The 5,236-nt window shown below is 47.4% G+C and carries 2 tRNA genes and 2 rRNA genes; all 4 read right to left on the bottom strand.

Annotated elements, in window-relative coordinates:
- Positions 1-133 precede the first annotated feature (133 nt).
- The 4 genes from ACNQF6_RS15660 to ACNQF6_RS15645 all read right to left on the bottom strand — a co-directional run bounded on the left by ACNQF6_RS15660 (position 134) and on the right by ACNQF6_RS15645 (position 5,090).
- Positions 134-3,019: ribosomal RNA gene (locus ACNQF6_RS15660) — 23S ribosomal RNA — on the bottom strand.
- 193 nt (positions 3,020-3,212) lie between these two features.
- Positions 3,213-3,286: transfer RNA gene (locus ACNQF6_RS15655), tRNA-Ala, on the bottom strand.
- Between the two features lie 92 nt (positions 3,287-3,378).
- Positions 3,379-3,452, bottom strand: a tRNA-Ile gene (locus ACNQF6_RS15650).
- A gap of 124 nt (positions 3,453-3,576) precedes the next feature.
- A 16S ribosomal RNA gene (locus ACNQF6_RS15645) occupies positions 3,577-5,090 on the bottom strand.
- Together the 16S and 23S rRNA genes with 2 tRNA genes alongside form the textbook arrangement of a ribosomal RNA operon.
- Positions 5,091-5,236 lie beyond the last annotated feature (146 nt).

Here is a 5,236-nt window from a genome sequence, read left to right as displayed (position 1 = left end):
CAATTTAGCATTGATAATTAATCACATAATATCTTAACATACTGAGATAAAGAACATAAAAAGCCTTGACTTGCCCTGAGCGAAGTCGAAGGGAGAAAGTTTCTTCTCCCGTCCCGAAAGACGGGAGAAAAGCGTACATAAGCTTACGGGTTATTAGTACTACTCGACTATGACATTACTGCCTTTACATCTATAGCCTATCAACGTGGTCATCTCCCACGACCCTTAAAAGAAATCTCATCTTGTGGTGGGTTTCGCGCTTATATGCTTTCAGCGCTTATCCCTTCCAAACGTAGCTACTCTGCGATGCCACTGGCGTGACAACAGATACACTAGAGGTTTGTCCAATTCGGTCCTCTCGTACTAGAATCAGATCCACTCAAATTTCTTGCGCCCACAGTAGATAGAGACCGAACTGTCTCACGACGTTCTGAACCCAGCTCGCGTGCCACTTTAATGGGCGAACAGCCCAACCCTTGGGACCTTCTCCAGCCCCAGGATGTGACGAGCCGACATCGAGGTGCCAAACCCCCCCGTCGATATGAGCTCTTGGGGGAGATCAGCCTGTTATCCCCGGCGTACCTTTTATCCTTTGAGCGATGGCCCTTCCATGCGGAACCACCGGATCACTATGCTCTACTTTCGTACCTGATCGACCTGTATGTCTCTCAGTCAAGCTCCCTTATGCCATTGCACTCTACGCACGGTTACCAAGCGTACTGAGGGAACCTTTAGAAGCCTCCGTTACTCTTTTGGAGGCGACCACCCCAGTCAAACTACCCACCAAGCAATGTCCCCCGCAAAACGGGGTTAGGCCTCAGACAAACAAAGGGTTGTATTTCAACAATGACTCCACAACGCCTAGCGACGCCACTTCACAGTCTCCAACCTATCCTACACATCATTTGTCCAAGGTCAATACTAAGCTATAGTAAAGGTGCACAGGGTCTTTTCGTCCCACTGCGGGTAAGCGGCATCTTCACCGCTACTACAATTTCACCGAGCTCATGGCTGAGACAGTGTCCAGATCGTTACACCATTCGTGCAGGTCGGAACTTACCCGACAAGGAATTTCGCTACCTTAGGACCGTTATAGTTACGGCCGCCGTTTACTGGGGCTTCATTTCAATGCTTCTCCGAAGATAACATCTCCACTTAACCTTCCAGCACCGGGCAGGTGTCAGGCCCTATACTTCATCTTACGATTTTGCAGAGCCCTGTGTTTTTGATAAACAGTCGCCTGGACCTCTTCACTGCGGCCACGCCGTAAAGCGTGGCGACCCTTCTCCCGAAGTTACGGGTCTATTTTGCCTAATTCCTTAGCCATGAATCTCTCGAGCACCTTAGGATTCTCTCCTCGACTACCTGTGTCGGTTTGCGGTACGGGTACTTATTACCTGAAGTTTAGAGGTTTTTCTTGGAAGCCCTTAGGCGCACTATCTCTTTGTCCGAAGACGCCGAGTACTATCGTATTTCCCCAAAACCCGTGGATTTGCCTGCGGGTCTTATAGGTAGGTACTTCAACGAACTATTCCGTCAGTTCGCGGCGCTTTCATCACTCCGTCACCCCATCACAGTAATAACTAGTACGGGAATATTAACCCGTTGTCCATCGACTGTCCCTTTCGGGTTCGCCTTAGGTCCCGACTAACCCACAGCTGATTAGCATAGCTGTGGAAACCTTAGTCTTTCGGTGTGCGGGTTTCTCGCCCGCATTATCGTTACTTATGCCTACATTTTCTTTTCTAACCAGTCCAGCATACCTTACGATACACCTTCTACCCTGTTAGAATGCTCCCCTACCACTTAGAGTAAACTCTAAATCCATAGCTTCGGTAATACACTTATGCCCGATTATTATCCATGCTCGTCCGCTCGACTAGTGAGCTGTTACGCACTCTTTAAATGAATGGCTGCTTCCAAGCCAACATCCTAGCTGTCTGGGCAGACAAACCTCGTTCTTTCAACTTAGTGTATATTTGGGGACCTTAGCTGATGGTCTGGGTTCTTTCCCTCTCGGACTTGGACCTTAGCACCCAAGCCCTCACTGTTATGAAACATTATATAGCATTCGGAGTTTGTCAGGAATTGGTAGGCGGTGAAGCCCCCGCATCCAATCAGTAGCTCTACCTCTATATAACTTTACGCATAACGCTGCACCTAAATGCATTTCGGGGAGTACGAGCTATTTCCGAGTTTGATTGGCCTTTCACCCCTACCCACAGGTCATCCGAAGACTTTTCAACGTCAACCGGTTCGGACCTCCACACTGTGTTACCAGCGCTTCATCCTGCCCATGGGTAGATCACACGGTTTCGCGTCTAACACTACTGACTAAAGCGCCCTATTCAGACTCGCTTTCGCTACGGATCCGTGGCTTAACCACTTATCCTTGCCAGCAACGTTAACTCGTAGGCTCATTATGCAAAAGGCACGCCGTCACCCCACGAAAGGGCTCCGACCGCTTGTAAGCGTATGGTTTCAGGATCTATTTCACTCCGTTATTCACGGTTCTTTTCACCTTTCCCTCACGGTACTGGTTCACTATCGGTCTCTCAGGAGTATTTAGCCTTAGCGGATGGTCCCGCCAAATTCAGACAGGATTTCTCGTGTCCCGCCCTACTCAGGATACCACTATCGTTATCTTCTATTACTTATACAGGGCTATCACCTTCTTTGGCTCTACTTTCCAGTAGATTCTAATTCTATCCGCAACAAATGTCGTGGTCCTACAACCCCAATATTGCCGTAACAACATTGGTTTGGGCTAATCCGCGTTCGCTCGCCACTACTTACGGAATCACTTTTGTTTTCTTCTCCTCCGCCTACTTAGATGTTTCAGTTCAGCGGGTTTGCCCACCTATCGGTGTACTATGTCTTCAACATAGTGGGTTGCCCCATTCAGGTATTTACGGATCATATCGTGTGTGCCAATCCCCGTAACTTTTCGCAGCTTATCACGCCTTTCATCGCCTCTGAGAGCCAAGGCATCCCCCATACGCCCTTATTTTGCTTATTGTACCAATCATTCAATTAAGAATGACCGTTTCTTTTACTTGTCTAATGATAAACAAGTAAAAAATGCTTTCTACTTTTTATTATTTCTTATCTCAATATGTCAATGAACTTTCTCTAGTCGAAGGTCAAAGGTCCTAAAGTCGAACGTCCGAGGACTGGTGACTTTATGACTTTAGACTTTATGACTAAAATCGTGGAGAATAACGGAGTCGAACCGTTGACCTCCTGCGTGCAAGGCAGGCGCTCTAGCCAGCTGAGCTAATCCCCCAATCTAATTATGAATTGTGAATTATGAATTATGAATTTATACTTCATAACTCCTCAACTCTAGAATTTCTTCTTTTTTTAAGCTTAAAATAGTTGTCTCGGACAGACTCGAACTGTCGACCCCTACATTATCAGTGTAGTACTCTAACCAGCTGAGCTACGAGACACTCTTATTCTTAAATGGTATTATTTGAACTAACAGCAAGAGTAATATAATGTTGAAAATTGTTTCCAAATCGAACTTTCGTCTTCTTTCCCTAGCGTGTATTGCTACTAACACTAAGGCTCTAGAAAGGAGGTGTTCCAGCCGCACCTTCCGGTACGGCTACCTTGTTACGACTTAGCCCTAGTTACCAGTTTTACCCTAGGCAGCTCCTTGCGGTCACCGACTTCAGGCACCCCCAGCTTCCATGGCTTGACGGGCGGTGTGTACAAGGCCCGGGAACGTATTCACCGGATCATGGCTGATATCCGATTACTAGCGATTCCAGCTTCACGGAGTCGAGTTGCAGACTCCGATCCGAACTGTGACCGGTTTTGTAGATTCGCTCCTGGTCACCCAGTGGCTGCTCTCTGTACCGGCCATTGTAGCACGTGTGTAGCCCAAGGCGTAAGGGCCGTGATGATTTGACGTCATCCCCACCTTCCTCTCAGTTTGCACTGGCAGTCTCGTTAGAGTTCCCGACATGACTCGCTGGCAACTAACAACAGGGGTTGCGCTCGTTATAGGACTTAACCTGACACCTCACGGCACGAGCTGACGACAACCATGCAGCACCTTGTAAATTGTCTTGCGAAAAGTCTGTTTCCAAACCGGTCAATCTACATTTAAGCCTTGGTAAGGTTCCTCGCGTATCATCGAATTAAACCACATGCTCCACCGCTTGTGCGGGCCCCCGTCAATTCCTTTGAGTTTCATTCTTGCGAACGTACTCCCCAGGTGGGATACTTATCACTTTCGCTTAGCCACTGAAATTGCTTCCAACAGCTAGTATCCATCGTTTACGGCGTGGACTACCAGGGTATCTAATCCTGTTCGCTACCCACGCTTTCGTCCATCAGCGTCAATCCATTAGTAGTAACCTGCCTTCGCAATTGGTATTCCATGTAATCTCTAAGCATTTCACCGCTACACTACATATTCTAGTTACTTCCTAATAATTCAAGTTTAGCAGTATCAATGGCCGTTCCACCGTTGAGCGATGGGCTTTCACCACTGACTTACTAAACCGCCTACGGACCCTTTAAACCCAATGATTCCGGATAACGCTTGGATCCTCCGTATTACCGCGGCTGCTGGCACGGAGTTAGCCGATCCTTATTCTCACAGTACCGTCAAGACATTACACGTAATGTTGTTTCTTCCTGTGCAAAAGCAGTTTACAATCCATAGGACCGTCATCCTGCACGCGGCATGGCTGGATCAGGCTTGCGCCCATTGTCCAATATTCCTCACTGCTGCCTCCCGTAGGAGTCTGGTCCGTGTCTCAGTACCAGTGTGGGGGATCTCCCTCTCAGGACCCCTACCCATCGTTGCCTTGGTAAGCCGTTACCTTACCAACTAGCTAATGGGACGCATGCTCATCTTTCACCGTTGTGACTTTAATTATAAAGTGATGCCACTCTATAATACTATGAGGTATTAATCCAAATTTCTCTGGGCTATCCCTCTGTGAAAGGTAGATTGCATACGCGTTACGCACCCGTGCGCCGGTCTCTAATTCCGAAAAACTATACCCCTCGACTTGCATGTGTTAAGCCTGCCGCTAGCGTTCATCCTGAGCCAGGATCAAACTCTTCATCGTATATTGTTTGAGCTAAGATAAATCTTAACTCTTTGTTTATTCGACTAAATTCTAGTGGTTTTTTCAAATCTCTCGATTCTATTACTCTTATTCTTTTGTTCCGATTTGCATCGGAACGGCTGTCAATTCAATATGTCTAGGAACGT

Origin of the sequence: Flavobacterium pasteuri (assembly GCF_048286615.1) — a bacterium.
Classification (GTDB): domain Bacteria; phylum Bacteroidota; class Bacteroidia; order Flavobacteriales; family Flavobacteriaceae; genus Flavobacterium.
Note: the sequence above shows the minus strand (reverse complement) of the source record. Positions and strands in the feature narration are given on the sequence as shown.